This is a genomic window from Streptomyces sp. NBC_00670, assembly GCF_036226765.1.
Classification (GTDB): Bacteria; Actinomycetota; Actinomycetes; order Streptomycetales; family Streptomycetaceae; genus Streptomyces.
Map to the genome: position 1 here is coordinate 5,536,156 of NZ_CP109017.1, position 25,172 is coordinate 5,561,327.

21 protein-coding genes are annotated in these 25,172 nt (G+C 73.2%); 15 read left to right on the plus strand and 6 right to left on the minus strand.

Features of this window, described 5'->3' with window-relative positions; all coding sequences use genetic code 11:
• Positions 1-231: 231 nt before the first annotated feature.
• The 7 genes from OIE12_RS24625 to OIE12_RS24655 all read left to right on the plus strand — a co-directional run bounded on the left by OIE12_RS24625 (position 232) and on the right by OIE12_RS24655 (position 8,487).
• Positions 232-933, plus strand: coding sequence for a response regulator (locus OIE12_RS24625; protein ID WP_030379488.1), 702 nt, complete (start codon positions 232-234; stop codon positions 931-933).
• Between the two features lie 248 nt (positions 934-1,181).
• On the plus strand, positions 1,182-3,983 hold the full coding sequence (locus OIE12_RS24630) for a DNA translocase FtsK (RefSeq protein WP_329138810.1): 2,802 nt from the start codon (positions 1,182-1,184) through the stop codon (positions 3,981-3,983).
• Positions 3,984-4,221: 238 nt separating this feature from the next.
• A complete protein-coding gene (locus tag OIE12_RS24635; RefSeq protein WP_329138813.1) occupies positions 4,222-5,124 on the plus strand; it encodes a helix-turn-helix domain-containing protein in 903 nt (300 codons plus the stop codon).
• Positions 5,125-5,227: 103 nt separating this feature from the next.
• Complete coding sequence (rimO, locus tag OIE12_RS24640; protein ID WP_329138815.1) at positions 5,228-6,700, plus strand: 30S ribosomal protein S12 methylthiotransferase RimO; 1,473 nt, start codon at positions 5,228-5,230, stop codon at positions 6,698-6,700.
• Positions 6,697-7,458 (plus strand): CDP-diacylglycerol--glycerol-3-phosphate 3-phosphatidyltransferase, encoded by a 762-nt coding sequence (gene pgsA, locus OIE12_RS24645; RefSeq protein WP_329138817.1) that lies wholly within the window; start codon positions 6,697-6,699, stop codon positions 7,456-7,458. Before rimO ends, pgsA begins: the two co-directional genes overlap by 4 nt.
• The gene (locus OIE12_RS24650) at positions 7,455-8,000 is read left to right on the plus strand and encodes a CinA family protein (RefSeq protein WP_329138819.1); all 546 of its coding nucleotides are present in this window, start codon (positions 7,455-7,457) and stop codon (positions 7,998-8,000) included. The genes pgsA and OIE12_RS24650 overlap by 4 nt, the downstream gene beginning before the upstream one ends.
• A 109-nt stretch (positions 8,001-8,109) precedes the next feature.
• The gene (locus OIE12_RS24655) at positions 8,110-8,487 is read left to right on the plus strand and encodes a helix-turn-helix domain-containing protein (protein WP_006142544.1); all 378 of its coding nucleotides are present in this window, start codon (positions 8,110-8,112) and stop codon (positions 8,485-8,487) included.
• Between the two features lie 623 nt (positions 8,488-9,110).
• Here OIE12_RS24655 and OIE12_RS24665 read toward each other — a convergent pair.
• Both OIE12_RS24665 and OIE12_RS24670 read right to left on the minus strand, forming a co-directional pair.
• The gene (locus OIE12_RS24665; RefSeq protein ID WP_329138823.1) at positions 9,111-9,950 is read right to left on the minus strand and encodes an Fpg/Nei family DNA glycosylase; all 840 of its coding nucleotides are present in this window, start codon (positions 9,948-9,950) and stop codon (positions 9,111-9,113) included.
• Between the two features lie 51 nt (positions 9,951-10,001).
• Positions 10,002-14,912 carry an ATP-dependent helicase gene (locus tag OIE12_RS24670; protein WP_329138824.1) on the minus strand — a complete coding sequence of 1,637 codons (4,911 nt, stop codon included), beginning with the start codon at positions 14,910-14,912 and terminating at the stop codon, positions 10,002-10,004.
• Between the two features lie 193 nt (positions 14,913-15,105).
• On the opposite strand from OIE12_RS24670, the gene OIE12_RS24675 reads away from it, so the two are divergent.
• From OIE12_RS24675 to recX, 8 genes are all read left to right on the plus strand, one after another.
• Positions 15,106-15,957 carry an AraC family transcriptional regulator gene (locus OIE12_RS24675; RefSeq protein ID WP_329138826.1) on the plus strand — a complete coding sequence of 284 codons (852 nt, stop codon included), beginning with the start codon at positions 15,106-15,108 and terminating at the stop codon, positions 15,955-15,957.
• 10 nt (positions 15,958-15,967) lie between these two features.
• The gene (locus OIE12_RS24680) at positions 15,968-16,699 is read left to right on the plus strand and encodes an AzlC family ABC transporter permease (protein ID WP_329138828.1); all 732 of its coding nucleotides are present in this window, start codon (positions 15,968-15,970) and stop codon (positions 16,697-16,699) included.
• Entirely contained in the window at positions 16,696-17,004 is a 309-nt protein-coding gene (locus tag OIE12_RS24685; protein ID WP_329138830.1) for an AzlD domain-containing protein, read from the plus strand. The genes OIE12_RS24680 and OIE12_RS24685 overlap by 4 nt, the downstream gene beginning before the upstream one ends.
• Positions 17,005-17,039: 35 nt before the next feature.
• Positions 17,040-17,234, plus strand: coding sequence for a DUF3046 domain-containing protein (locus tag OIE12_RS24690; RefSeq protein WP_030379477.1), 195 nt, complete (start codon positions 17,040-17,042; stop codon positions 17,232-17,234).
• Between the two features lie 117 nt (positions 17,235-17,351).
• Positions 17,352-18,611, plus strand: a complete 1,260-nt coding sequence (locus tag OIE12_RS24695; protein ID WP_443053897.1) for an AI-2E family transporter — start codon at positions 17,352-17,354, stop codon at positions 18,609-18,611.
• A 113-nt stretch (positions 18,612-18,724) separates the two neighbouring features.
• Positions 18,725-19,285, plus strand: coding sequence for a hypothetical protein (locus OIE12_RS24700; RefSeq protein ID WP_329138832.1), 561 nt, complete (start codon positions 18,725-18,727; stop codon positions 19,283-19,285).
• A gap of 260 nt (positions 19,286-19,545) precedes the next feature.
• Positions 19,546-20,664, plus strand: coding sequence for a recombinase RecA (gene recA, locus OIE12_RS24705; protein WP_329138834.1), 1,119 nt, complete (start codon positions 19,546-19,548; stop codon positions 20,662-20,664).
• Between the two features lie 6 nt (positions 20,665-20,670).
• Positions 20,671-21,519 (plus strand): recombination regulator RecX, encoded by an 849-nt coding sequence (gene recX, locus OIE12_RS24710; protein ID WP_329138836.1) that lies wholly within the window; start codon positions 20,671-20,673, stop codon positions 21,517-21,519.
• 167 nt (positions 21,520-21,686) lie between these two features.
• Here the strand turns inward: recX and OIE12_RS24715 are convergent, their stop codons facing one another.
• The 4 genes from OIE12_RS24715 to OIE12_RS24725 form a co-directional block, all read right to left on the minus strand.
• Complete coding sequence (locus OIE12_RS24715) at positions 21,687-22,157, minus strand: rhodanese-like domain-containing protein (RefSeq protein WP_329138838.1); 471 nt, start codon at positions 22,155-22,157, stop codon at positions 21,687-21,689.
• Entirely contained in the window at positions 22,154-22,699 is a 546-nt protein-coding gene (locus OIE12_RS24720; RefSeq protein WP_329138840.1) for a cysteine dioxygenase, read from the minus strand. The genes OIE12_RS24715 and OIE12_RS24720 overlap by 4 nt, the downstream gene beginning before the upstream one ends.
• Positions 22,700-22,833: 134 nt before the next feature.
• Positions 22,834-22,920 (minus strand): putative leader peptide, encoded by an 87-nt coding sequence (locus OIE12_RS33520; RefSeq protein ID WP_324608160.1) that lies wholly within the window; start codon positions 22,918-22,920, stop codon positions 22,834-22,836.
• A 377-nt stretch (positions 22,921-23,297) separates the two neighbouring features.
• Positions 23,298-25,055: an FAD-dependent monooxygenase gene (locus OIE12_RS24725; RefSeq protein WP_329138842.1), complete on the minus strand. Its 1,758-nt coding sequence runs from the start codon at positions 25,053-25,055 to the stop codon at positions 23,298-23,300.
• Positions 25,056-25,172 lie beyond the last annotated feature (117 nt).

Genomic DNA, 25,172 nt, shown 5'->3' on the forward strand with positions numbered 1-25,172 from the left:
TGGTTCGCGTGTAGAACTGCGGGAACCGGGGAACCTTCTGGTCTTCCGCCGCGTTTCCGCTCCGTGCACAGTGACATCGCGGTGACAGGGTGTGGCGACGGGCGGGGTGCGGCTACCATGACCGGCACAAGGACGGACGGCGCAAGGGAGCCGTCCCCTGGGACGGCGTCCGGTGCCGGCCCAAGTCCTTCGGACAGGGGAGGCCCCACGCCGGGGCGAGGAGGGCGGGCCATGGTGCAGAAGGCCAAGATCCTCCTGGTCGATGACCGGCCGGAGAATCTGCTGGCGCTGGAGGCCATCCTCTCCGCGCTCGATCAGACGCTGGTGCGGGCATCGTCCGGGGAGGAAGCACTCAAAGCGCTGCTCACGGACGACTTCGCGGTCATTCTGCTGGACGTCCAGATGCCGGGCATGGACGGTTTCGAGACCGCCGCGCACATCAAGCGGCGGGAGCGGACCCGGGACATCCCGATCATCTTCCTGACCGCGATCAACCACGGGCCGCACCACACCTTCCGGGGGTACGCGGCGGGTGCGGTGGACTACATCTCCAAGCCGTTCGACCCGTGGGTGCTGCGCGCGAAGGTGTCGGTCTTCGTCGAGCTCTACATGAAGAACTGCCAGCTCAAGGAGCAGGCCGCACTGCTGCGCCTCCAGTTGGAGGGCAACGGGAACGGCAGCGCCGGCACGAACGGCGCCAAGGACGTGGTCGGCGACAGCAAGGAGGCGGCCGGCATCCTGGCCGAGCTCTCCGCGCGGCTGGCGGCGGTCGAGGAGCAGGCCGAGGCGCTGTCCAAGCAGCTCGACGACGAGTCCGCCGACGCGGCGGCGGTCGCCACCGCCGCCCACCTGGAACGCAAGCTGACGGGGCTGCGCCGCGCCCTGGACGCGCTGGAACCGGGCGCCTCGGGCGGGCCGACGGCGGTGTCGTAGCGTCCGGCCGGCGCGGCTCTCCCGGCGCCGGGGACCGTTGCTTCCGGCCGGCGCGCCTCTCGCAGCACCAGTGCCGTCGCGTCCGATCGGCGCGGCCGGCGCGACGCGGGTACCGTCGGCGGGCCGCCCCGGGCGGCCCCTCGTGCGTTGACCCCGCGTCAGCAGGGCCCCTCTGATACGGGCGACACGAACGGGTGAAGCGGTGGGCACACGTGTCCGTTGCCGTCTCCGACGGTAATCTCACACCCATGGCCCCACGTCCCGCAGCCAAGAAGCCGCCCGCGAAGAAGGTGGCCGCTCCCGCGAAGGCTCCGGCGAAGAAGGCCCCCGCGAAAAAGGCCGTCGCGAAGAAGGCGCCCGCCAGGAAGGCCCCGGCGAAGAAGGCCGCGCCCGCGGCGGCGCCCAGCCCGACCGCAGGCGTGTACCGACTCGTGCGCGCCCTCTGGCTGGGCCTCGCGCACGCCGTCGGCGCCCTCTTCCGCGGCATAGGGCGGGGCGCGAAGGGGCTCGACCCGGCACACCGCAAGGACGGCGTCGCACTGCTCCTGCTCTCGCTCGCGCTGATCGTGGCCGCGGGCACCTGGGCCAATCTGCGCGGCCCCGTCGGCGACCTGGTCGAGATCCTGGTGACCGGCGCCTTCGGGCGGCTCGACCTCATCGTGCCGATACTGCTCGGCGCGATCGCCGTGCGCCTGATCCTGCATCCCGAGAAGCCGGAGGCCAACGGCCGGATCGTCATCGGCCTGTCCGCGCTCGCCATCGGGGTGCTCGGCCAGGTGCACATCGCCTGCGGTTCGCCCGCCCGCAGCGACGGCATGCAGGCGATAAGGGACGCCGGCGGCCTCATCGGCTGGGGCGCGGCGACCCCGCTGACGTACATGCTGGGCGAGGTCCTGGCCGTGCCGCTGCTCGTGCTGCTCACGTTCTTCGGGCTGCTCGTCGTGACGGCGACCCCGGTGACCGCGATTCCGCAGCGGCTTCGCCTCCTCGGGGTCAAGCTCGGCATCCTCCCCGACCCCGAGGACGACCTCGTCGACGAGATGGACGGGGCGGAAGGGGCGTACGCGGAGGGGCGCTACGACGAGCAGTGGCGCGACGAGGCGCCCGCGCGCCCCCGCAGGCGCCGGTCCGCCCCCGGGGTGCCGGACGCGGACAGCGTCGAGGAGGAGGCGCTCGCCAAGCGGCGCGGCCGCCCCCGGCGTTCCGCCGTGCCGCAGCCCGACATGCACCGCCCGATGGACGCGGTCGACGTCGCCGCAGCGGCCGCGGCCGCGCTCGACGGCGCCGTCCTGCACGGCATGCCGCCCTCCCCGATCGTCGCCGACCTCACCCAGGGCGTCGGCGGCCCGCGCGAGCCCTACGAGGAGACCACGCCCGTACCGGCGGCGCGCACCAAGGAGCCGGTGGAGGCGAAGCCCAGGCAGTCCAAGCTCCCGGCCGGCAAGGTCCCGCAGCCGGGGAGCGACTCCGGGGGCGACCAACGCAGCGACTCCGGGGTGCCCGACCTCACCAAGCAGTCGCCCCAGGAGCCGCGCGATCTGCCGCCCCGCGCCGAACAGTTGCAGCTCTCCGGCGACATCACCTACGCGCTGCCCGCGCTGGACCTGCTGGAGCGCGGCGGACCGGGGAAGTCCCGCAGCGCGGCCAACGACGCCATAGTGGCCGCCCTCACCAACGTCTTCACCGAGTTCAAGGTCGACGCCCGCGTCACCGGCTTCACCCGCGGCCCGACGGTCACCCGGTACGAGGTCGAACTCGGGCCCGCCGTCAAGGTGGAGCGGATCACCGCGCTCGCCAAGAACATCGCGTACGCGGTCGCCAGTCCGGACGTGCGGATCATCAGCCCGATCCCCGGCAAGTCCGCGGTCGGCATCGAGATCCCCAACACCGACCGGGAGATGGTCAACCTCGGTGACGTGCTGCGGCTCGCGGAGTCCGCGGAGGACGACGACCCGATGCTGGTCGCCTTCGGCAAGGACGTCGAGGGCGGCTACGTCATGCACTCGCTGGCCAAGATGCCGCACATGCTGGTCGCGGGCGCCACCGGCTCCGGCAAGTCCTCGTGCATCAACTGCCTGATCACCTCGGTGATGATGCGGGCGACGCCCGAGGACGTGCGGATGATCCTCGTCGACCCCAAGCGCGTCGAACTCACCGTCTACGAGGGCATCCCGCACCTGATCACCCCGATCATCACCAACCCCAAGCGGGCCGCCGAGGCGCTGCAATGGGTGGTGCGCGAGATGGACCTGCGCTACGACGACCTCGCCGCCTACGGCTACCGGCACATCGACGACTTCAACCGGGCCGTGCGCGAGGGGAAGGTCAAGCCGCCCGAGGGCAGCGAGCGCGAACTCCAGCCCTATCCCTACCTGCTGGTGATCGTCGACGAGCTCGCCGACCTGATGATGGTCGCCCCCCGGGACGTCGAGGACGCCATCGTGCGCATCACGCAGCTCGCCCGCGCGGCCGGCATCCACCTGGTGCTCGCCACCCAGCGGCCCTCCGTCGACGTCGTCACCGGCCTCATCAAGGCGAACGTGCCCTCGAGGCTCGCGTTCGCCACCTCCTCGCTCGCCGACTCCCGCGTCATCCTCGACCAGCCCGGCGCCGAGAAGCTGATCGGCAAGGGCGACGGGCTCTTCCTGCCGATGGGGGCGAACAAACCCACCCGTATGCAGGGCGCGTTCGTCACCGAGGAGGAGGTCGCGGCCGTCGTCCAGCACTGCAAGGACCAGATGGCGCCCGTCTTCCGGGACGACGTCACGGTGGGCAGCAAGCAGAAGAAGGAGATCGACGAGGACATCGGCGACGACCTCGACCTGCTCTGCCAGGCCGCCGAACTGGTCGTCTCCACCCAGTTCGGGTCCACCTCCATGCTCCAGCGCAAGCTGCGCGTCGGCTTCGCCAAGGCCGGGCGGCTGATGGACCTCATGGAGTCGCGCAACATCGTCGGTCCGAGCGAGGGCTCCAAGGCGCGCGACGTCCTGGTGAAGGCCGACGAACTGGACGGTGTGCTCGCGGTGATCCGAGGGGAGAGCGAGGCATGAGGGACAGGGCGCACAGGTGTACGGCAACGCGAACGTGACCCACCCGTAAGTGATCCGTGAGCAACCCTTTTCCTTGCGAGTACGTCAAGTTGAGGGGGGTAAGAGAGACCTCCCGGCGTCAGGATGACCGGCCATTCTGATGGCGTACAAACCCCTACCGCCCGGTTGCCCCACCCTTTCGTACCCCCCCTAGACTGAGCTTCCAGCACAGGTGGCTACACCCTCGAAAGGCGCCCCCGTGTCCATCGGCAACTCCCCTGACGACAAGACCCCCAAGGACGCACGCCCGGTCGAAGACGCCCGCGTCGACGACGACGGTTCCGGCGACGACCACGAGGCCACCCGTGCCGCCGACCGCCCCTCGATCGGCACCGCCCTGCGCCGGGCGCGTATCGAGGCCGGTCTGACGGTCGACGAGATAAGCAACGCCACCCGGGTCCGCGGCACCATCGTGCACGCGATCGAACGGGACGACTTCACCCCCTGCGGCGGCGACGTCTACGCGCGCGGGCATCTGCGCACCCTGGCGCGCGCCGTCCACCTCGATCCGGAACCGCTGCTCGAACAGTTCGCCGCCGAGCACGGCGGGCGTCCGGCCCCGACCCCGGCCGCCCCGCTCTTCGAGGCGGAGCGGATCCGCCCGGAGCGGCGCGGGCCCAACTGGACCGCCGCCATGGTCGCCGCGATCGTCGCGGTGATCGGCTTCGTCGGCTTCACGCTGTTCACCGGGGGCGACGACGACGGCAGCACGCAGGCCCAGGCCGCCGAGGGCTCCACCGCCACCGCGAGCAAGCCCGCGAAATCCGCCACGCCCAAGAGCGCCAAGCCCGCCGACCCCAAGCCGGACCCCACGGACAGCGCCATCGCCGCGGCCCCCCGGGACAAGGTGACCGTCCAGGTGAGCGCCACCGACGGACGCAGCTGGATCTCCGCCAAGGACCACAACGGCCGCACCCTGTTCGACGGCACCCTGGAGAAGGGCGACTCCCAGACCTTCCAGGACAAGGAGAAGATCGACCTCGTCCTCGGCGACGCCGGCGCGGTCCGGCTGCACGTCAACGGCAAGGAGATCGAGGACGAGTTCCAGGCCGGCCAGGTCGAGCGGCTGACGTACACCAAGGGCGACCCCGAGGCCGGATGACGGGGCCCGGGCCGCGGCACAGGTCGCGGCCCGGCGGAGGGGCCCGCGAGACGGCCAACCCCGTCGACGTGGGATGTCAGCGGGACGAAGTAGTCTTGAGCCCATGCCTGAACGCCGTACCGTCGCACTCGTCACTCTCGGCTGCGCCCGTAACGAGGTGGATTCCGAGGAGCTCGCAGGCCGTTTGGAGGCGGACGGCTGGCAGCTCGTGGAGGACGCCGAGGACGCGGACGTCGCCGTCGTCAACACCTGCGGCTTCGTCGACGCCGCCAAGAAGGACTCCGTCGACGCCCTCCTGGAGGCCAACGACCTCAAGGACCACGGCAGAACCCGGGCCGTGGTGGCGGTGGGCTGCATGGCCGAGCGGTACGGCAAGGAGCTCGCCGAGGCGCTGCCCGAGGCCGACGGCGTCCTCGGTTTCGACGACTACGCGGACATCTCCGACCGCCTCCAGACCATCCTCTCCGGCGGCATCCACGCCGCCCACACCCCGCGGGACCGGCGCAAGCTGCTGCCGATCAGCCCCGCCGAGCGCCAGGAGGCAGGCGCCGCGGTCGCCCTTCCCGGGCACGGCCCGGCCGACCTCCCGGAAGGCGTCGCTCCGGCCTCCGGGCCGCGGGCGCCGCTGCGCCGCAGGCTGGGCGGGGCACCCGTCGCCTCGGTGAAGCTCGCCTCCGGCTGCGACCGCCGCTGCTCCTTCTGCGCCATCCCCTCCTTCCGCGGCTCCTTCATCTCCCGCCGCCCGAGCGACGTGCTGAACGAGACGCGATGGCTGGCCGAGCAGGGCGTCAAGGAAGTCATGCTGGTCTCCGAGAACAACACCTCCTACGGCAAGGACCTCGGCGACATCCGCCTCCTTGAGTCGCTGCTGCCCGAGCTCGCCGAGGTCGACGGCATCGAACGGGTGCGCGTCAGCTACCTCCAGCCCGCCGAGATGCGCCCCGGCCTGATCGACGTGCTGACCGCCACCCCCAAGGTCGCCCCCTACTTCGACCTCTCCTTCCAGCACTCCGCGCCCGGCGTGCTGCGCGCGATGCGGCGCTTCGGCGACACCGACCGCTTCCTGGAACTGCTCGACACCATCCGCAGCAAGGCGCCCGAGGCCGGCGTGCGCTCCAACTTCATCGTGGGCTTCCCCGGCGAGTCGGAGTCCGACCTCGCCGAACTGGAGAGATTCCTCAGCGGCGCCCGGCTGGATGCGATCGGCGTCTTCGGGTACTCCGACGAGGACGGCACCGAAGCGGCGACGTACGAGAACAAGCTCGACGCGGACGTCGTCGCCGAGCGGCTGAGCCGGGTCTCCCGGCTCGCGGAGGAACTGGTCGCACAGCGCGCCGACGAGCGTGTCGGCTCCACCGTGCACGTGCTGGTGGAGTCCGTCGACGAAGAGGAGGGCGTGTACGGCCGGGCCGCACACCAGGCTCCCGAGACGGACGGCCAGGTGCGGCTGACGAGCGGCGAGGATGTGCGCGTCGGCCGTATGGTCGAGGCGAAGGTGGTCGGGGCCGAGGGCGTCGATCTGGTGGCCGAGCCGCTCCCGGGCTCCCCGGGATGTACAGAGGAGGCGGGCAGATGACCGGAGTCCCGGCATCCGCGGCGGGCGGCCCCTCCGGCGCGCGCGGGACGGCTCCTGCGGCACGCGTTCCCGACGTCACGGACGAGACCGGGCAGGGTGAGGGCGCGCGCGGTCCGCACGAGAGCGCGCGGCCGGTGCGGGGCGGGAAGATCGGCGCCGCGGCGGTCGACCAGGCCAGCGTCTGGAACGTGGCCAACCTGCTCACCATGCTCCGCCTGCTCCTCGTCCCGGGCTTCGTCGCACTGATGCTCGGCAACGGCGGCTACGACCCGGCCTGGCGCTCGTTCGCCTGGGCGGCGTTCGCCATCGCCATGATCACCGACCTGTTCGACGGCCATCTCGCACGCACGTACGACCTGGTCACCGACTTCGGCAAGATCGCCGACCCCATCGCCGACAAGGCGATCATGGGGGCGGCGCTGATCTGTCTCTCCGCCCTCGGCGACCTGCCGTGGTGGGTGACGGTGGTCATCCTCGGCCGCGAACTCGGCATCACCCTGCTGCGGTTCCTCGTCATCCGCTACGGCGTCATCCCGGCGAGCCGCGGCGGCAAACTCAAGACGCTCACCCAGGGTGTGGCCGTGGGCATGTACGTGCTCGCACTGACCGGATGGCTCGCCACCCTGCGGTTCTGGGTGATGGCCGCGGCGGTCGTCCTGACGGTGGTGACCGGGCTCGACTATGTGAGACAGGCCATTGTGCTGCGCCGCCGGGGAATCGCGGAGCGCCGGGCCGCGTTGGAAGAGGCACAACGGTGACGTCCGGGGCCGCCGACGTGCTGCGACTACTCACGGTGAGAGGCGAGACGCTCGCCGTCGCCGAGTCGCTGACCGGCGGTCTGGTGGCGGCGGAGATCGCCTCAGTGCCGGGGGCGTCCAAGGCCTTCCGGGGCGCTGTCACCGCGTACGCCACCGATGTGAAACGGGACGTCCTCGGTGTGGAGGGCACCCTACTGGCCGAACGGGGTGCGGTGGATCCGCAGGTCGCGGCCCAGATGGCGGCCGGCGTGCGCAGGCTGCTGCGCGCGGACTGGGGCATCGCCACCACCGGCGTGGCCGGCCCCGAACCCCAGGACGGGCAGCCGGTCGGCACGGTCTTCGTGGCCGTCGACGGCCCCTTCGAGACTGTTTTCGGAGAACCCGGTGGCGAGAAAGTGGCGTCTCTGAGGTTGAACGGCGACCGTACGGAAATTCGTATGGAGAGTGTACGGAGCGTGCTTGCCCTCCTCCTGGAGGAGCTGGCGGGCGAACAGACCGGGAATGAGCGGGCACAGGATACGGAACGGAACGGGGGGACTTGATGTTTGCAGCCCTGAGTGAACACGACAGCGCTCCCCGCACGGCCGCGGCGCAAGGCGGTACGGTGGGGCGTGAAGGATGCGGTTACGCGGTCCGAGGAGGGAGCCACCGATGATTCTGCTCCGTCGCCTGCTGGGTGACGTGCTGCGTCGGCAGCGCCAGCGCCAGGGCCGTACTCTGCGCGAAGTCTCCTCCTCCGCCCGAGTCTCGCTCGGTTATCTCTCCGAGGTGGAGCGGGGGCAGAAGGAGGCTTCCTCCGAACTGCTCTCCGCGATCTGCGACGCGTTGGACGTACGGATGTCCGAGTTGATGCGCGAGGTGAGTGACGAACTCGCGCTCGCGGAGCTGGCGGCGTCGGCCGCGGTCACCGAACCGGTGCCCGCTCCGGTGCGTCGCCCCATGCTGAACTCCGTGTCCGTCGCCGGCGTCCCGCCGGAACGGGTCACGATCAAGGCGCCCAGCGAAGCGGTGGACGTGGTCGCCGCCTGACGCGGTTCTACGAGCCCCGGTGGGGAGCTCCGGTCCTCGGAGCCCCCCCCACCGGGGCTTTCCGCTGTCTGGGGCCCGCTCGGTGTGCCCGGAGTGCGTTTGCCGGGGGGCGGCGGGGCGGTCATGGTGGAGGGATGATCCGGACGGACCCGACCGGTGCGGGAGGTGCCGCGCGCGCACCGTGGGCGCGCGGTGACGGCACGGCCGGTCGTGCCGGTGCGCCCGTGTGCCGTCGGTGCGCCCTCCCCGGGCCTCGTGGCGGAGGGCTAGCGTCTGGCGGCAGGTGGCGGCCATGACCGGGCGCGCGGTGCGCTGGGGGGTTGCGCTGGCGTTCGGCGGGCTGTGGTGGTGGGGGCTGCTGCGGCTCGTTCTGGCACCCGATGCCGGAGTGCTGGAGGGTGCGGTCGCCACCGGGGGGTGGGGGCTCAGTCTGCTGCCGGTGCACTGTGTGCCGAAGGCCCGCGCGACGGGCCGGACCGATGGGGGGAACCCTGGCGGTGGCGGTGGCGGTGGCGGTGGCGGTGGCGGTGGCGGTGGCGGTGGCGGAGGCTGGGCGCCGGCCGTACGGCGGCCCGACGAGGGGGAGACGGGTCGCCGTACGGCCGGCGGGGAGGACCCCCGTCCTACGGCCGGTCGGTGAGCGGCCGTGCCGGGCGGGAGACGGAAGCGGCAGGGGCCGGGCCCGACTGGCACACGGGGCACCAGTAGCTGAGGCGGTCCCGGGAGCCGTCGTCCTGGTCGGCCATCCGGATCGGAGCCCCGCAGCGCAGACAGGGCCGTGACGCACGGCCGTACACGAACAGGGGCTGCTCGCGGCGGCCGGTGGTGTTGCGGTCGGGGCGCTCACGGTTGGCCTCGAGGACCTTCTGCGCGAGCGCCGGCAGCTCGGCGAGGTGGCCGGCGGGGAGTTCGCCCACCGGGAGCCAGGGGGTGGCCCGGAGCAGGAAGCACAGTTCGCTCTTGAAGACGTTGCCGATGCCGGCGAGATTGCGCTGGTCGAGCAGGGCCTCGCCGAGGGGGCGGGCGGGGTCGCGCAGAAGGTTGGCGAGGGCGGTGTCCGGGTCCCAGTCGGGGCCGAGCAGGTCCGGGCCGAGGTGGCCGACGGCGCGGGACTCGTCGGCGGTGCGGAGGAGTTCGAGGACGGGGAGGCGGTAGCCGACGGCCGTGCGGTCGGGGGTGCCGAGGATCGCGCGGATCTGGTGGGCGGGGCCGCCGGTCCAGCGGCGGCCCGGGGCGTACACCTTCCAGGCGCCGTCCATGCGGAGGTGGGAGTGGAGGGTGTAGCCACCCTCGATGCGGGTGAGCAGGTGTTTGCCGCGGGGGGTGACGTTCAGCACGGTGTGGCCGGTGAGGTCGGAGGTGGCGAAGCGGGGGACGCGGAGGTCGAACCGGGTGAGCCGGCTGCCGGCCAGGGCGGTGTGCAGCCGGGCCGCGGCCTGATGGACGGTGTCGCCTTCGGGCATGGGTCCAGGGTGACACGACGGGGTTCGCCCGGGGGCGAAGAACCCTTCGGGTCACGCCCGTATGCGCAGGCCCCGGGGGGTGGCCACGAAGCCCGTGGATTCCAGGAGGGCGCCCCAGGGCGACGTCAGCGCGGGGGCGCCGTTGATGCGTTCGACGGTGAGCGTGCCCAGGGAGCCCGCGCGGGCGGAGGCGGCCAGCGCCTCCGCGGCGGCGGGCAGCCGGGGATCGTCCCCCGGCGCCGTGTCCGCCGCACCGGGCCAGGCAAGGAGCGTCTTCCCGCCGCGCTCCATGTACAGCGTCAGCTCACCGTCCACCAGCACGACCAGCGACCCCGCCTTCCGCCCCGGCTTGTGCCCGGCCCCCTCCGGCGGCTCGGGCCAGGACAGCGCCGCCCCGAAGGCGTTCGCCGGATCCGCGGCGGCCAGGACGACCGCACGGGCCGGGCCCGTGGTCCGGCCGGGGCGCCCATGACCGGGTGGGAAGGCCGGCGGACCGGGCCGCACCGGGCCTCCGCCGCCCGCGCCGGAGCGCGGGCCGCCGTAGCCCGGCGCGGACCAGGGGTCGTGCGCGCCGCCCCGGCCGTTCCCGCTCCCGTCACTGTCGACGTCGTACGGGGTGTCGAACGCGTCGAGGAAACCCTCCCCGGCGACGGAGCCGGTCGCCACCCCCACCGGGGCCGGCGGTGTACCACCCCGTTCGCGGGCGTTGGAGACCGCGCGCAGCCGGTCCACCGCGCCGTCCATCGCGAACTGTGCCGCGCCCAGCCCTTCGACCACATAGCCGCGGCGGGCCTGGCCGCTGTCCTCGAACGCGGACAGGACGCGGTACACCGCCGAGAAACCGCCCTCGACGCCCTCCGAGGCCACCGCGCCCCGGGTCACCACCCCGTGGCGGTCCAGCAGGGTGCGGGCGAGCGCGTGGGCGCGCACGGTGGGGTCCGCCTCCCGGGCCGGCAGCAGCGACCAGCGGCCCGCGACCGTCGGCGGGCCCGTACGGGACTGGGGGCGCGCGGCGGCTGTCAGGGAGCCGTACCGCCCGCGCGGGACGGAGCGTTTGGCGCGGTGGGCCGTGGAGCCCGCGGTGCGGCCCGAGCCGAGGAGGGCGCGCATCGGGGCCAGCGTGTCGTTGGTGAGCCGTCCCGACCAGGCCAGGTCCCAGACCGTGTCGGCCAGTTGGGGATCGGTGGCCTCGGGGTGGGCGGTGGCGCGGACCTGGTCGGCGATCTGACGGAAGAACAGGCCGTAGCCCCCGGAGAGCGCGTCCAGCACGGACTGGTGCAGCGCGGACAGTTCCAGCGGGTGCGGCGGGGGCAGCAACAGGGGGGCGGCGTCGGCCAGATGGAGGGAGACCCAGCCGTCCTTGCCGGGCAGGGCGCCCGCGCCGGCCCACACCACCTCCCCGGCGGCGGTGAGTTCGTCCAGCAGCGCGGGCGCGTAGCCGGTCACGCGGGACGGCAGGACGAGCTTCTCCAGGGCGGACGCCGGAACGGAGGCGCCCTGCAACTGCTCGATCGTGCGCACGAGTCCGTCGATGCCGCGCAGACCGTGCCCGCCACCCACGTGCTGCCACTGGGGGAGGAACTGGGCCAGGGCGGCGGGCGGCACCGGCTCGAGTTCGTGCCGCAGCGCGGCGAGCGAGCGGCGCCGCAGCCGGCGCAGCACCGTCGCGTCGCACCACTCCTGGCCGATGCCCGCCGGATGGAACTCGCCCTGGACGGCCCGGCCGCTCGCCGCGAGCCGTTGCAGCGCGCCCTCGGTGACGGCGGTGCCCAGTCCGAAGCGGGCGGCGGCCGCGGCCGAGGTGAACGGGCCGTGGGTGCGGGCGTAGCGGGCGAGGAGATCGCCCAGGGGGTCCTTCACCGGCTCGGTGAACGCCTCCGGCACGCCCACGGGCAGCGCGGTGCCCAGCGCGTCGCGCAGCCGGCCCGCGTCCTCCACTGCGGCCCAGTGCTCGGCACCGGCGACGCGGACCTGGATGGCACGCCGGGAGGCGGCCAGTTCGGGTGCCCACTCGGGGGCGGCGCCGCGCTCGGCCAGTTCGGCGTCGGTGAGCGGGCCCAGCAGCCGCAGTACGTCGGCTACGCCTTCGACGTCCTTGATCCGGCGGTCCTCGGTGAGCCACTGGAGTTCCCGCTCCAGTTCGGTGAGCACCTCCGCGTCCAGCAGTTCGCGCAGTTCCGCCTGGCCGAGCAGTTCGGCCAGCAGCCGCGAGTCCAGCGACAGCGCGGCGGCGCGGCGCTCGGCGAGCGGTGAGTCCCCCTCGTAGAGGAACTGTGCCACGTAGCCGAACAGCAGGGAGCGGGCGAAGGGGGAGGGCTCCGGGGTGGTCACCTCGACCAGGCGCACCTTGCGGGACTCGATGTCGCCCATGAGTTCGGTGAGCCCGGGGACGTCGAACACGTCCTGGAGGCATTCGCGGACGGCCTCCAGGACGATCGGGAACGATCCGAACTCGCTCGCCACCTGCAACAGCTGCGCCGCGCGCTGGCGCTGCTGCCACAGCGGGGTGCGCCGGCCGGGGTTGCGGCGCGGCAGCAGCAGCGCGCGGGCGGCGCACTCGCGGAAGCGGGAGGCGAACAGGGCCGAGCCGCCGACCTGGTCGGTGACGACCTGGTCCACCTCGCCCTTGTCGAACAGGACGTCCGACGCGCCGACGGGGGCCTGCTCGGCGTCGTAGGCCGTGCCCGGCGCGGACGGTTCCCGGTCGAGCAGGTCGAGGCCCATCAGGTCGGCGTCGGGCAGGCGCAGCACGATGCCGTCGTCGGCGTGCATGACCTGGGCGTCCATGCCGTACCGCTCGGACAGCCGGGCGCCCAGCGCCAGCGCCCAGGGGGCGTGCACCTGCGCGCCGAACGGGGAGTGCACCACGACCCGCCAGTCGCCCAGTTCGTCGCGGAACCGCTCCACGACGATCGTGCGGTCGTCCGGGACGTGGCCGCAGGCCTCGCGCTGCTCGGTGAGGTAGGCCAGCACGTTGTCCGCCGCCCAGGCGTCCAGCCCCGCCGACAGCAGCCGCAGCCGGGCGTCCTCCTTGGACAGCGCGCCCACCTCGCGCAGGAAGGCGCCCAGGGCGCGGCCCAGTTCCAGGGGGCGGCCCAGTTGGTCGCCCTTCCAGAACGGCAGCCGGCCCGGGACGCCGGGGGCGGGGGAGACCAGGACCCGGTCGCGTGTGATGTCCTCGATCCGCCAGGAACTGGTGCCGAGCGTGAACACGTCCCCGATCCGGGACTCGTACACCATCTCCTCGTCGAGCTCGCCGACGCGGCCGCCGCCCTTCTTCGGGTCGGCGCCGGCCAGGAAGACCCCGAAGAGCCCGCGGTCCGGGATCGTGCCCCCGGAGGTGACGGCCAGCCGCTGGGCGCCGGGGCGGCCGGTGACCGTGCCCGCCACGCGGTCCCACACCACGCGAGGGCGCAGCTCCGCGAACGCGTCCGACGGATAACGGCCCGCGAGCATGTCCAGGACCGCCGTGAACGCAGACTCCGGCAGCGCGGCGAACGGGGCCGCGCGACGGACCATGGCCAGCAGGTCGTCGACCTGCCAGGTGTCCAGGGCCACCATGGCGACGAGCTGCTGCGCGAGCACGTCCAGCGGGTTGGCGGGGATGCGCAGCGACTCGATGGAGCCCGTGCGCATCCGCTCGGTGACCACCGCGGCCTGCACGAGGTCGCCCCGGTACTTGGGGAAGACCACGCCCGTGGAGACCGCCCCCACCTGGTGGCCTGCGCGGCCCACCCGCTGCAGCCCGGACGCCACCGAGGGCGGCGACTCCACCTGGATCACGAGGTCCACCGCGCCCATGTCGATGCCGAGCTCCAGGCTGGAGGTGGCCACCACCGCGGGCAGCCGGCCCGCCTTGAGGTCCTCCTCCACCAGGGCGCGCTGTTCCTTGGAGACCGAGCCGTGGTGGGCGCGCGCGAGGACCGGGGGCGCGCCCTGGGCGGCGCCCGAGCCGCCCATCAGCTCGGCGGGGGAGTGGTGCTCCGACAGGGGCTCGCCGGTGGCCCGCTCGTAGGCGATCTCGTTGAGCCGGTTGCACAGGCGTTCGGCGAGGCGGCGGGAGTTGGCGAAGACGATCGTCGAGCGGTGCGCCTGCACCAGGTCGGTGATGCGCTCCTCCACGTGCGGCCAGATGGAGGGGCGCTCGGCGCCGCCGGCGGCGCCTGTCTCGGTTGCGCCGCCCGATCCGTCGGTGACGGGGGAGCCGCCGAGTTCGCCCAGGTCCTCGACGGGGACGACGACGGAGAGGTCGAACTCCTTGCCGGACTCCGGCTGGACGATCTCCACCTTGCGGTGCGGTGACAGGAAACGGGCGACCTCGTCCACCGGGCGGACGGTGGCCGACAGGCCGATGCGGCGGGCGGGGCGCGGCAGCAGTTCGTCCAGCCGCTCCAGGGACAGCGCGAGGTGCGCGCCGCGCTTGGTGCCGGCGACCGCGTGCACCTCGTCCAGGATCACCGTCTCCACGCCGGTCAGCGCGTCCCTGGTGGCGGACGTGAGCATCAGGAAGAGGGACTCGGGGGTGGTGATCAGGATGTCCGGCGGGCGGGTGGCCAGGGAGCGGCGCTCGGCGGCGGGGGTGTCGCCGGAGCGGATGCCCACCTTGACCTCCGGCTCGGGCAGGCCGAGCCGGAGCGCTTCGTGGCGGATGCCGGTGAGGGGGCTGCGGAGGTTGCGCTCGACGTCGACCGCGAGGGCCTTGAGCGGGGAGACGTACAGGACCCGGCAGCGCTTGCGCCGGTCGGCGGGGGGCGGGGCGGAGGCGAGCTGGTCGAGTGCGGCGAGGAAGGCGGCCAGGGTCTTGCCGGAGCCGGTGGGGGCGACGACGAGGACGTCCGAGCCCTGGGCGAGGGCGTGCCATGCGCCGGCCTGGGCCGTGGTGGGGGCGGAGAACGCCCCCGTGAACCAGGCGCGGGTCGCGGGCGAGAAGCCGGCTAGGGCTCGGTCGATGGAGCTGGCCATGGGTCCATGGTGCCCTGTCCCACTGACAATGGGGGTGACCTGCGGGTTCGGCCTGTTCGCGGGGCCGTCGTCGGTCGGTGGCAGCGGCTGCTCCGGCTGCGGGCGGGCACCACCGCCCCGTCCCCTTCCGTGCGTGGGCGGCCTGGCCGCCGTGGGGTGCGCGCGTGGCTGCCGCTGTGTCGACAATGGGGTCATGGCGGGTGGTTCGGAGCGGGCGCGGCACTGGCGGTACGAGGAGTTGCCGGGGGTCGATCTGCTGCGTGCCCGTTACGTCGAGAAGCGGTTCGTGCGGCACACCCATGAGCAGTTCGTCATCGCGGCCGTCGTCGACGGTGTCGAGGTGTTCCACCACGGCGGTGCCGACCAGTACGTGGGGGCCGGTGCCCTCGCGCTGGTCAATCCCGATACTCCGCATACAGGTCGTGCGGGGGTTCCTGAGGGATGGCGGTACGGGGCCGTCTATCCGCCGGCGGGGCTCGTGGCCCGGATCGCGGAGGAGACCACCGCGCTGCGCGGCAGTCCGGGGTTCGTGAGGCCCGTTGTGGATGATCCGTACGCGGCCGGGCTCGTGCACCAGGTGCTGCGTGCGGTCGACGAGGGCAACGCGCTGGCCGCCGACACGCTGTTGCGGGTCGTGGTGACGCGGCTGCTGCGGCTCAACGGCGGGGTGCTGCCGCAGCGGTCCGTGCGGACGGCGGGTGCGCGGCTGGCCGCACGCGCGCGTGCCGTGCTCGAGGAGCGGATGGCCGGTCCGCCGACCCTGGAGCGGCTCGCCGCGGAGCTGGGCACCGGTCCGTTCGCGCTGCTGCGGGCCTTCCGCGACGCCTATGGGATGCCGCCCCACACCTGGCTCACCGACGCGCGCGTGCGGGCGGCACGACGGCTGCTGGACGCCGGTGTCGCGCCCGCCGAGGTGGCCGTCGCCGTCGGCTTCACCGACCAGGCGCACCTCGGACGGCACTTCACCCGGATCGTGGGGGTGCCGCCGGGGGCGTACCGGCGGGAGCGCAAAAACGTACAAGATTTTGGGGCGGGCGGTCCGTAGCGTTGCGGGGGTGGCAGAACAGACAGTTTCCGTGGACAGAGGGGCGGACAGGAAACCCGATGCCGCCGTCGTCCGTGACGCCCTGGGCGTCGGTGTCGCCGTCGGCCTCTCCGGGTTCGCCTTCGGGGTGACCTCGGCCGGCAGTGGGATGACACTCCCGCAGACCTGCGTACTGAGCCTCCTGGTGTTCACGGGGGCCTCCCAGTTCGCCCTGGTGGGCGCGCTCGCGGCCGGGAGCAATCCGTACACCGCGGCCGCCGGGGCGTTCTTCCTGAGCGTGCGCAACGCCTTCTACGGGCTGCGGCTGTCGCAGTTGTTGGCCCTCCCGCGCGTGGCGCGTCCGTTCGCCGCCCAGTGGGTCATCGACGAGACGACCGCCGTCTCGCTCGCCCAGCCCTCCCGGCGGGCCGCCCGCATCGGGTTCACGATCACCGGGCTCACCCTCTACGTGCTGTGGAACATCACCACGCTGCTCGGCGCGGTGGGCGCGGAAGCGATAGGCGACACGAACGCCTGGGGGCTCGACGCCGCCGGTCCGGCCGTCTTCCTCGCGCTGCTCGCCCCCATGCTGCGGACCGCCACCGAGCGTGTCGTGGCCGGGCTCGCCGTACTGCTGGGGCTCGGGCTGCTGCCCGTGCTGCCCGCCGGTGTACCGGTGCTGGCGGCCGCGCTGGCCGCCCCGCTGGTGCTCTTCCTCGCGGGCCGGCGCGGCGCGTCGGAGCCGGGAGGGGAGGAACGGTGAACGTCTGGTTCGCGATCGGGGCGACCGCGGTCGGCGCCTACGCCGTCAAGCTCGCGGGGCTGCTGGTGCCCGAGGGCGTCCTGGAACGGCCCCTCGTGCGGCGGCTGGCCGCTCTGCTGCCCGTCGCCCTGCTGGGCGCCCTCACGGCCCAGCAGACGTTCGCCGACGGCCGCGCGCTCGTCCTGGACGCCCGCGCGGCCGGGCTCGCCGCGGCCGCCGTCGCCCTGGTGCTGCGCGCACCCTTCCTGCTGGTGGTGGCCGCCGCGGTGGTGGTGACGGCGGGGGTACGGGCGATGACGGGCTGAGCCGGTCCGTGTCCCGGGAGCGGGATACTGGAGGCATGCGGTTGACGGTTTTCTGGCAGCGGATGTCCGAGCACTTCGGTACGGGGTACGCCGACACCTTCGCGCGCGACCACGTGATGACGGAGCTCGGCGGCCGCACGGTCCACGAGGCGCTGGACGCCGGCTGGGACGCCAAGGACGTGTGGCGAGTGGTGTGCACGGCCATGGACGTCCCGCAGGAGAGGCGCTGACCGCCGGGGGCGGAAAACGGCGGTTCGCGCCCTTCTCGCCGCCCCCAAGGTGTGTCGCGGGTCACGACAGTGGTGGGCGGCGGTCGGGTTGTCGGTGGTGTGGGCGACACTTGCGCCGTGGCCCCGACTGACGAGACCGCGCAGGTCCCCCCGCACCCGGCGCCGGCCGACGCGCCCCGGCCGCCCGGCCCCCCGCCCGAGGGCGTGCCCGGGCGCAGTGCCCGCATGCCGCGCTGGCTGCCCCGCGCGATGGTGCTCGCCCTTGCCCTGATCGCCGCCTTCCAGCTCGGCAGCTGGGCCTTCCACCAGCTCACGGGGCTGCTGATCAACATTCTGATCGCGTTCTTCCTCGCGCTGGCCATAGAGCCCGCGGTGAGCTGGATGGCCGGGCACGGGCTGCGCCGGGGGCTGGCCACCTTCCTGGTCTTCCTGTGTCTGCTGCTCCTGACCGCGGGCTTCATCACCCTGCTGGGGTCGATGCTCGCCGGGCAGATCGTCAAGATGATCGAGGGCTTCCCGGAGTACCTGGACTCGCTCATCCAGTGGATCAACACCACGTTCCACACCGAGCTGAGAAGGGTCGACGTCCAGAACAACCTGGTGCACTCCGACTGGCTGCGAAAGTACGTGCAGAACAGCGCCACGGGCGTACTGGACGTCTCCGCGCAGGTCCTGGGCGGTCTCTTCAGGATGCTGACGATCACCTTGTTCTCGTTCTACTTCGCCGCCGACGGCCCCCGGCTGCGGCGCGGCCTGTGCTCGGTGCTGCCGCCCGCCCGGCAGGCGGAGGTGCTGCGCGCCTGGGAGATAGCCGTCGACAAGACCGGCGGTTATCTGTACTCGCGCGGCCTCATGGCACTGATCTCGGGCGCCGCCCACTACGTACTGCTGCAGGTGCTGGAGATCCCCTACGCACCCGTGCTCGCCGTCTGGGTCGGGCTCGTCTCGCAGTTCATCCCGACCATCGGCACCTACCTCGCGGGCGCCCTGCCCATGCTGATCGCGTTCACCGTCGACCCCTGGTACGCGCTGTGGGTGCTGGTCTTCGTCGTGGTGTACCAGCAGTTCGAGAACTACATGCTGCAGCCGAAGCTGACCGCGCGGTCCGTGGACATCCACCCCGCGGTCGCCTTCGGGTCGGTCATCGCGGGCACCGCGCTGCTCGGTGCGGTCGGCGCGCTGATCGCCATTCCGGCGATCGCCACGCTGCAGGCGTTCCTGGGCGCCTATGTGAAGCGGTACGACGTCACGGACGACCCCCGCGTCCACGGTCACCGGACCCGCCGTCCCCCGGGCGGGATCTCCCGGGGGCTGCGGCGGATGTGGGCGGCCCGGCGGGCGACGGCGGCCGGGCCGCAGGGGGAGGAGGGGGCGTGACCGGGGGCGCCGGCACAGGCCGCGTGACCGTACGTCCGGGGAAGTGGGAGGAGGGCGCTCCCGTACTGAGGTGAGTCCACCGAGCGGGGCGGGAAAGTCGAGATGCTGTGTGCATGAGCGGTGAAGCGGGAGGAGTCGAAGGACGGTCGGTTCGTCCTGGCAAGTACGCCCGCGTCGAGCGGGAGAGACGGTTCCTGCTGGCCGGGCCCCCGGCGCCGTCGTCGGTGACCGTCAGCCGCTCGATCACGGACCGCTACCTGGCGGGGACTCGGCTGCGGTTGCGGCGGGCCGATTTTCCGGACGGCCGCCGCCAGATGAAACTCACTCAAAAGGTCCCCTTGGACCGGCCCGGTGCCACCCAGGGCCTGATCACGAATACGTATCTGTCGACGGCCGAGTACGACGTGCTCGCCTCCCTGCCTGCCCGGGTGCTGTCCAAGGCCCGTCTCAGCGTTCCTCCGCTGGGTGTCGACGTCTTCGACGCCCACTTGCGGGGCCTGGTACTCGCGGAGGCCGAGTTCACCACCGACGAGGAGGCGCGCTCCTTCGTGCCTCCTGCCGAATGCGTGGCAGAGGTGACCGACGACGAGCGCTTCACCGGAGGACGCCTCGTCCGGACCTCCCGCCACGAGCTGCTCGGCTGGCTGGCCGAGTACGGTCTCCGCCCTGAGTGAGACGTCGATGGCGACGATCGGCCTCCGCTGACCGCAGACACCGGCGCGGCGCCGGTGCCGCGTGGTGCGCTTGACATGAAAATCGAACATCCATTCATATGAGATCTCCGGCGGGGCGCCGGGCGGAGGGAACGCCCGTGTGATTCGCGGCGAAGTGCCCGAGTTATCCACAGGCCGGACGGCGTCGAGGCGCATTGTCAGTGGCAGGCGTTAGCGTCTTTGGCGTGAAGCGATCGACACAAACGAACCGGGTGGAACCCATGGCAGGAACCGACCGCGAGAAGGCGCTCGACGCCGCGCTCGCACAGATTGAACGACAATTCGGCAAGGGCGCGGTCATGCGCATGGGTGACCGGACCAACGAGCCCATCGAGGTCATCTCGACCGGGTCCACCGCGCTCGACGTGGCCCTCGGCGTCGGCGGCCTGCCGCGCGGCCGGGTGGTGGAGATCTACGGCCCGGAGTCCTCCGGCAAGACGACCCTCACCCTGCACGCCGTGGCGAACGCGCAGAAGGCCGGCGGCCAGGTCGCGTTCGTGGACGCCGAGCACGCCCTCGACCCCGAGTACGCGAAGAAGCTGGGCGTCGACATCGACAACCTGATCCTCTCCCAGCCGGACAACGGCGAGCAGGCCCTGGAGATCGTGGACATGCTGGTCCGCTCCGGTGCCCTCGACCTCATCGTCATCGACTCCGTCGCCGCGCTCGTCCCGCGCGCGGAGATCGAGGGCGAGATGGGCGACAGCCACGTGGGTCTGCAGGCCCGGCTGATGAGCCAGGCCCTGCGGAAGATCACCAGCGCGCTCAACCAGTCCAAGACCACCGCGATCTTCATCAACCAGCTCCGCGAGAAGATCGGTGTGATGTTCGGCTCCCCGGAGACCACGACCGGTGGCCGGGCGCTGAAGTTCTACGCCTCGGTGCGCATCGACATCCGCCGCATCGAGACCCTGAAGGACGGCACGGAGGCGGTCGGCAACCGCACCCGCTGCAAGGTCGTCAAGAACAAGGTCGCGCCGCCGTTCAAGCAGGCCGAGTTCGACATCCTCTACGGCCAGGGCATCAGCCGCGAGGGCGGTCTGATCGACATGGGCGTGGAGCACGGCTTCGTCCGCAAGGCCGGCGCCTGGTACACGTACGAGGGCGACCAGCTCGGTCAGGGCAAGGAGAACGCGCGCAACTTCCTGAAGGACAATCCCGACCTGGCCAACGAGATCGAGAAGAAGATCAAGGAGAAGCTGGGCGTCGGGGTCCGTCCGGAGGAGCCCGCCGCCGAGCCGGGCACGGACGCGGCCGTGACGCCTCCCGCGACGGACGCCAAGGCGGTGCCCGCACCGGCGGCCAAGGCCGGCAAGGCGAAGGCCGCGGCGGCGAAGTAGCGGAGCATGACACGACGCACCGAGTGGGCCGAGTACACCCCCCGGCCCCCCGCGCCCTCCGGCCGGGGGACCGGTGACGCCGGCGGCCGGCCCGCCGCGGGCGGGGACGGGGGGTACGACGAGCACGCGTACGGCGCCGACGGGGAACCGGGGGACGGCACCGGCGGCGGTGAACCGGCCGGCGGTGAACCGGCCGGCGGGGCCGGTGGCGGTGGCACGCGGCGGGGCGGCGCCCGCCGGGCCGGGGGCGCGCACGCGGGACGGGGCCGCGGACGGCGGCGCGGTTTCGGGGAGCGAACCGGCGCCGCACAGGACGGGGACTCCTCCTCCTCGTCGAGGGCCGAGCAGGGGGAGTCCCCAGGGGACCCGGAGGAGCGGGCGCGGGCGATCTGTCTGCGCCTGCTCACCGGGACCCCGCGCACGCGGAAACAGCTCGCGGACGCCCTGCGCAAGCGGGAGATCCCGGACGACGTGGCGGACGGCGTGCTCGACCGGTTCGCGGAGGTCGGCCTGATCGACGACGGAGCGTTCGCGGACGCCTGGGTGGAGTCCCGGCACCACGGCCGGGGCCTGGCCCGGCGGGCCCTCGCCCGGGAGCTCCGGACGAAGGGGGTCGCCCCGGCCCTGATCGACGAGGCCGTGGGACAACTCGACGCCGAGCAGGAGGAGGAGACGGCACGGGAGCTGGTCGCGCGCAAGCTCCGGGCGACACGCGGCCTCGACCGCGACAAGCGGCTGCGCCGCCTTGCCGGAATGCTCGCCCGCAAGGGGTATCCGGAGGGCATGGCCCTTCGGGTGGTCCGGCAGGCGTTGGAGGAGGAGGGGGAGGAGACGGAGGATCTGGGGTTCGAGTGAACGAGGGGGCGCAGGCGACGAGGGGGAATGAGAGAGACGAGGGGGACAAGGGGGACTGAGTCGGCGGGGGCGAGTGTCTGGCCACGGGGGCGAGGGGGCGGTTCCACCTCGACCCGCCCGGGGCCCGGGTCGGGGGCGCGGGCGCCGGGCGGGTCGAGGGATTCGGCTCAGTGGGGTTGCGCGGGGGCCGTGGGGGGACGTCCTGGGGCGAACGTCACCGGCAGGCCCTCGGCGCGCCAGGCCTGGAAGCCGCCTGTCAGGTCGGTGGCGCGGTGGAGGCCGAGTCGGCGCAGGGATGCGGCGGCCAGGCTGGAGGCGTAGCCCTCGTTGCAGAAGACGATCACACGCAGGTCGTGGCCGGTGGCCTCGGGGATGCGGTGGCTGCCGGTGGGGTCGAGGCGCCATTCCAGTTCGTTGCGCTCGACGATGACAGCGCCGGGGACGAGGCCGTCGCGGTCGCGCAGGGCGGCGTAGCGGATGTCGACCAGCAGGGTGCCGGCCGACTGTGCCTCCTCGTGGGCCCGCCGGGGCTCGACGCGGTCCAGGTCTGCGCGGACCTGCTTCAGCAACTCGTCTATGCCGAGGGGCGGTTGGGGGCGGCTGAGGCCGTGGTCGGCGGGGGGACGGCTGGGGCTCACTGCCAGTCCTCCGGGCTCTCGACCTGCTCCAGGCGCAGGACGTGGCCCGAGCGGGAGTAGCGGCGGATGCGTGGCAGGGGCGGGTAGTAGGCGTGGACGGAGACGGCGTGGGCGTCGGCGGACTCGTTGAGCACCTCGTGCACGTGGTGGCGGCCGAAGGCGCGGCCCTTGCCGGCCGGTAGCCGGCGCTCGCGGTCGACGTCCTCGGTCAGTTCGAGGGTCTTCCAGCCGTCGGTGGGCAGTCGGGCGGCGAGCGCGTTCTCCTTCAACTCGCCGCGGGCGGTGAGGAAGGCGCCGACCGAGTCGGCGTGGTCGTGCCAGCCGGTGCCGGTGCCGGGGGGCCAGCCGATCAGCCAGGCCTCGCTGCCGCCGGGGCCGTCGAGGCGGATCCAGGTGCGGCCCTCCGGGTCCAGGGGGAGGGAGTCGATCAGCTCCGTGTCGGCGGCGGTGCGGTGGACGAAGTCGAGGAGTTCGGCCTGGGTGGGGGGCGTGGGAGTGGAGTCCGTGGCGGGGGAGGTGGTGGCGGAAGGGGTGGCAGACATCGCGGGACCGTCCTGAGGAGTCCGGGGCTCTCCTGGGTGCGCGTGGTGGCCCTGCAGGGGGGCGTGGGTGCGCGGGGGTGGGGAGCCGGGGGTGAACCGAGAGCCGGGGGGGCCGGCTGGAAGGGGGGCGTGGTTCAGCAGGACGGGCTACATACGCAGCCTGCGTAGCGGACGAGGTCCATGTGGACCCTCCGCCAAAGGCGTACGCAGGTGTCGGTCATGGTCGGGAGTACACCATGGGGGCGGCGGGTGGTCAATTCTGGAGTGCGGGGTGTTGTTTCGGGGGTGTTTCGCCCCCGCCGCCCCTACCCTCCCCGTCCGCCAAGGACTCCGCCCTTCGACCCCATCGGGGGCGGAAGCCCCCGGGCCCTCTACGCGGGGACTGCGCCCCCTGCACCCCCACAACGACGCGACGGGCAGCCACGGGTGCTTCGCCTCCGACCCCGAGGGGGCTCTGCTCCCTCGGGCCTCCGGAGGAGCGGGGACTTGGGGCTCGGTGACGGGTGCGGGGGTGTCGTGGCTGGTCGCGCAGTTCCCCGCGCCCCTGAGGGGGCGCATCCCCCGCCACACCTGGGCGGAGCCCCCCCCGCACCGTCCGTCAGGTCGTGTGCGGGGTGGGCTCCTGGGTGGCCAGGGTCGTTGCCGTGGCCGTGTAGAGGGCGGCGGGGTGGACGCCCGCGAGGGCGGTGACGAGGTGGCCGTCGGGGCGGATCAGGAGGACCGTGTGGGGGGCGGCGCCCGGGTAGCTCTCGGTGACCAGGAGCTCCGCGCGATACGGCAGTGCCGTCACCGCCGCCGCGAGCCTCGGCATGATCCCGGCCGACATCCAGTGCCGCCGCTCCCACACCCCGGTGCCCGGAGCGACCAGTACCACCAGCAGCGCCCCGCGCCCCAGCCGGTCCCGCAGCCGTACGAACGTGCCGTCCTCGGCCGTCACCGTCACGTCGGCCACCGGCGCACCCGGCGGCGTGTCCACCGGCACCGTCGCCTCGTCGTCCGGCGCCGCCAGGGGCGAGCCGGTGTAGGCGCCGGGGCCGCCCAGCGGGCCCCGCCCCAGGTGGCCGTCGGCGAGCAGCGCGTCGTGGCCGCGCCCGGACCCGGGGACGTACGACCGCAGGCCCCGTCCGCCGCGCAGTACCGGAAGCACCTGGTCGGCGGCGCGCAGCCGGGCGGAGACGACCGCGCGCCGTTCCTCCTGGTAGCTGTCGAGGAGGGCCTCGCGCGAGCCGCTCGGCTGGTGCCAGGCGGCCGCCAGCTTCCAGGCGAGGTTGTCCGTGTCCCGCAGTCCTTCGTCCAGGCCCTGTGTGCCGAGGGCGCCGAGCAGGTGTGCGGCGTCCCCGGCGAGGAAGACCCGGTCGGCGCGCCAGCGGCGCGCGAGCCGGTGGTGCACGGTGTGCACGCCGGTGTCCAGGAGTTCGTACGCCGGTGTGGCGTTGCCGGTCCAGCCGGTGAGCGTCTCGCGGATGCGGCCGACCAGCAGCTCCGGTGTCACCAGCTCCTTGCCGGGCGGCAGCAGCCAGTCCAGCCGCCACACCCCCTCGGGCAGCGGCCGTGCGGTGACCTCGCCGGCCGAGGGGCCCGCGGTGCGCCACGGCGGCAGGCGGTGCAGCAACGCTTCGCCGCTCCACGGGAGTTCGGTGCGCAGGGCGGCGACGGCGTACCGCTCGACGGCCGTGCGTCCCGGGAAGCGGATGTCCTGGAGTTTGCGGACGGTGGAGCGCGGGCCGTCGCAGCCGACCAGGTAACTCCCGCGCCACCAGGTGCCCTTGGGGCCCCGGGTGTGTGCCGTGACGCCCGACGCGTCCTGTTCGACGCCGTCCAGCCGGCTCTCCACCACCACCTTCACCAGCGGCTCCCGGGCGAGCGCCGCCCGCAGGATGCCGGTCAGGACGTGCTGGGCGAGGTGCAGGGGAGCGGGTCCGGCGGCTTCCGCCCCCCGGGGCTCGGGGGAGTCCTCGGCCGGGCCATCCTGCGCGTCGTCGGCGTCACCGAACGCGCCCCCGCGCCGCCCGTCGAGCGCGCCCCCGTACCCGCCCCCGTACCCGCCGTCGGAGGCATCCTCGCCCGCGCCGTCGAACACCGCCCGCCGCATCACCTGCCGGCGCCGCATCGACCGCCAGCCGCTCCAGCGGACGCCCGCCCCCGTGAGCGGCGCGCCGGTCAGCCGTTCGACGAGCGCGGTGGTGTCCTCCCGCAGCACGGCGGTGCGGGCGAGCCGGGGTTCGTCCTTGCCCGGGCCGTCGTCGAGGACCACGGAGGGGACCTCCTGGCGGGCCAGCGCGAGTGCCAGGGTCAGCCCCACGGGCCCCGCGCCGACGATGATCACCGGGTCCACGGCGCCGCGCCCCCCGCCCATGACGAAGTCCTCGGGAACGGACGGGAACAGGCAGGTGGAGCGGGGTGCACGATCACAGAACGTATGCAACCCATTGCCGCTGTCCGCGTCAAGCGACGGACTCGGCCGTGATCATCC